The following is a 2807-nucleotide window of genomic DNA, read 5'->3' on the forward strand; positions in this document are numbered from 1 at the left end:
CCGTAATGGGGCAGTACATTTGCGTGAATACATAGCGCATCTGAGACACACCCAGGGAACTGAAACATCTAAGTACCTGGAGGAAGAGAAAGAAAATTCGATTCCCTGAGTAGCGGCGAGCGAAACGGGAAGAGCCCAAACCAAGAGGCTTGCCTCTTGGGGTTGTAGGACACTCTATACGGAGTTACAAAAGAATGAGCTAGACGAAGCGATCTGGAAAGGTCCGCAGGATAGGGTAAAAGCCCCGTAGTCAAAAGTTCATTCCCTCCAGAGTGTATCCTGAGTACGGCGGAACACGTGAAATTCCGTCGGAATCCGGGAGGACCATCTCCCAAGGCTAAATACTACCTAGTGACCGATAGTGAACCAGTACCGTGAGGGAAAGGTGAAAAGCACCCCGGAAGGGGAGTGAAATAGACCCTGAAACCGTGTGCCTACAAATAGTCAAAGCCCGTTAACGGGTGATGGCGTGCCTTTTGTAGAATGAACCGGCGAGTTACGATTACATGCGAGGTTAAGTTGAGAAGACGGAGCCGCAGCGAAAGCGAGTCTGAATAGGGCGAATGAGTATGTGGTCGTAGACCCGAAACCAGGTGATCTACCCATGTCCAGGATGAAGGTGAGGTAACACTTACTGGAGGTCCGAACCCACGCACGTTGAAAAGTGCGGGGATGAGGTGTGGGTAGCGGAGAAATTCCAATCGAACCTGGAGATAGCTGGTTCTCTCCGAAATAGCTTTAGGGCTAGCCTCAAACGTTAGAATCTTGGAGGTAGAGCACTGTTTGGACTAGGGGCCCATCCCGGGTTACCGAATTCAGACAAACTCCGAATGCCAATGATTTATGTTTGGGAGTCAGACTGCGAGTGATAAGATCCGTAGTCAAGAGGGAAACAGCCCAGACCACCAGCTAAGGTCCCAAAGTATTTGTTAAGTGGAAAAGGATGTGGCGTTGCTTAGACAACCAGGATGTTGGCTTAGAAGCAGCCATCATTTAAAGAGTGCGTAATAGCTCACTGGTCGAGTGACGCTGCGCCGAAAATGTATCGGGGCTAAACAAATCACCGAAGCTGTGGATTGATACCTTTGGTATCAGTGGTAGGAGAGCGTTCTAAGGGCGTTGAAGTCAGACCGGAAGGACTGGTGGAGCGCTTAGAAGTGAGAATGCCGGTATGAGTAGCGAAAGATGGGTGAGAATCCCATCCACCGTATGACTAAGGTTTCCTGAGGAAGGCTCGTCCGCTCAGGGTTAGTCGGGACCTAAGTCGAGGCCGATAGGCGTAGACGATGGACAACAGGTTGATATTCCTGTACCACCACCCCACCGTTTGAGTGATGGGGGGACGCAGTAGGATAGGGTAAGCGTGCTGTTGGTTATGCACGTCCAAGCAGTGAGGTGTGAGTGTAGGCAAATCCGCACTCTGTAACATTGAGCTGTGATGGCAAGGACGTATGTCCGGAGTTCCTGATTTCACACTGCCAAGAAAAGCCTCTAACGAGGTGGGAGGTGCCCGTACCGCAAACCGACACAGGTAGTCGAGGAGAGAATCCTAAGGTGAGCGAGAGAACTCTCGTTAAGGAACTCGGCAAAATGACCCCGTAACTTCGGGAGAAGGGGTGCTCTTTTGGGTGAATAGCCTAGAAGAGCCGCAGTGAATAGGCCCAGGCGACTGTTTAGCAAAAACACAGGTCTCTGCAAAACCGTAAGGTGAAGTATAGGGGCTGACGCCTGCCCGGTGCTGGAAGGTTAAGAGGAGTGCTTAGCGCAAGCGAAGGTGCGAATTGAAGCCCCAGTAAACGGCGGCCGTAACTATAACGGTCCTAAGGTAGCGAAATTCCTTGTCGGGTAAGTTCCGACCCGCACGAAAGGCGTAACGATCTGGGCACTGTCTCAACGAGAGACTCGGTGAAATTATAGTACCTGTGAAGATGCAGGTTACCCGCGACAGGACGGAAAGACCCCGTGGAGCTTTACTGTAGCTTGATATTGAATTTTGGTGCAACTTGTACAGGATAGGTAGGAGCCTTAGAGCCCGGAGCGCCAGCTTCGGAGGAGGCGTCGGTGGGATACTACCCTGGTTGTATTGAAATTCTAACCCATACCCGTAACCCGGGTAGGAGACAGTGTCAGGCGGGCAGTTTGACTGGGGCGGTCGCCTCCTAAAGTGTAACGGAGGCGCCCAAAGGTTCCCTCAGAATGGTTGGAAATCATTCGAAGAGTGTAAAGGCAGAAGGGAGCTTGACTGCGAGACCTACAAGTCGAGCAGGGTCGAAAGACGGGCTTAGTGATCCGGTGGTTCCGCATGGAAGGGCCATCGCTCAACGGATAAAAGCTACCCCGGGGATAACAGGCTTATCTCCCCCAAGAGTCCACATCGACGGGGAGGTTTGGCACCTCGATGTCGGCTCATCGCATCCTGGGGCTGTAGTCGGTCCCAAGGGTTGGGCTGTTCGCCCATTAAAGCGGTACGCGAGCTGGGTTCAGAACGTCGTGAGACAGTTCGGTCCCTATCCGTCGTGGGCGTAGGAAATTTGAGAGGAGCTGTCCTTAGTACGAGAGGACCGGGATGGACACACCGCTGGTGTACCAGTTGTTCTGCCAAGGGCATCGCTGGGTAGCTATGTGTGGACGGGATAAGTGCTGAAAGCATCTAAGCACGAAGCCCCCCTCAAGATGAGATTTCCCATTACGCAAGTAAGTAAGATCCCTCAAAGACGATGAGGTAGATAGGTTCGGGGTGGAAGCGTGGCGACACGTGCAGCTGACGAATACTAATCGATCGAGGACTTAACCAAATTGTTTGTTTC

The 2807-nt window shown here is 52.2% G+C and carries 1 rRNA gene; it reads left to right on the top strand.

Annotated features, from left to right (window positions below):
* Positions 1-2795, top strand: a 23S ribosomal RNA gene (locus tag HF876_RS18625); the annotation flags it as partial.
* Positions 2796-2807: the final 12 nt, after the last annotated feature.

The sequence above is a fragment of the Psychrobacillus sp. BL-248-WT-3 genome (assembly GCF_012843435.1).
In the GTDB taxonomy this organism is placed as follows: Bacteria; Bacillota; Bacilli; order Bacillales_A; family Planococcaceae; genus Psychrobacillus.